Genomic DNA, 657 nt, shown 5'->3' on the forward strand with positions numbered 1-657 from the left:
GACCTGGGCCGCCATCAGCGCCAGCACGGCGGGCTGGTGGAAGGTGGCGGCGGACATCATCGTGCCGAGCCTGATCCGCTCGGTGTCCCGGGCCAGGCCGGCCAGTGTGGTCCAGGCGTGCAGCGGGCCGGGGCCCGGGTCGCCGTCCCCGATCCGGAGCAGGTGGTCGCTGGTCATCAGGGCGTCGAAGCCGAGCCGTTCGGCCTCCCTGGCGAAGGCGGCGACCGCGGCGTAGGTGGTGCCCTGCTGGGGCTCGACCAGGAGGCGTAGCGTCATCGTGGATCCGTTTCGGATGGTCGGGGTGGGGTGGGGCGCCGGGGCCGGCCCGTCACAGCGGTGGGCCCGTCACAGCGGGCGCAGCGGCGGCGGGTGCGGGCAGTCCCGGCGGGGGAGCGCGAGCGCGGCGGCCACCGGGACGCCGAGGTCGAGGGCCCAGACGCTCCACTCACCGGGGGCGGCCCAGCGGCCGGCCGAGCGGAGGGTGTCACCGGGGGCGTCCGGGTCCACCCGGACCTCGGTCAGTCCGCCGCCGCCGATGCCGTGCCCGGTCGCCTTGGCGAGGGCCTCCTTGAGCGTCCAGTGGCGCAGCAGCGCCGGCCAGTCCGGCTCGCCCGCCGCCCGGAGCTCCTCCGGGTGCAGGACGGCCGCCGGCAGTCC

At 77.5% G+C, this 657-nt stretch carries 2 protein-coding genes; both read right to left on the minus strand.

Features of this window, described 5'->3' with window-relative positions:
• A partial coding sequence (locus VR45_RS09980; RefSeq protein ID WP_045939328.1) for an LLM class flavin-dependent oxidoreductase occupies nucleotides 1-276 on the minus strand: 276 nt, incomplete at its 3' end.
• Between the two features lie 69 nt (nucleotides 277-345).
• On the minus strand, nucleotides 346-657 hold a 312-nt coding region (locus tag VR45_RS09985), incomplete at its 5' end, for a 4'-phosphopantetheinyl transferase superfamily protein (RefSeq protein WP_045939329.1).

The sequence above is a fragment of the Streptomyces sp. NRRL S-495 genome (assembly GCF_000966955.1).
Classification (GTDB): domain Bacteria; phylum Actinomycetota; class Actinomycetes; order Streptomycetales; family Streptomycetaceae; genus Kitasatospora; species Kitasatospora purpeofusca.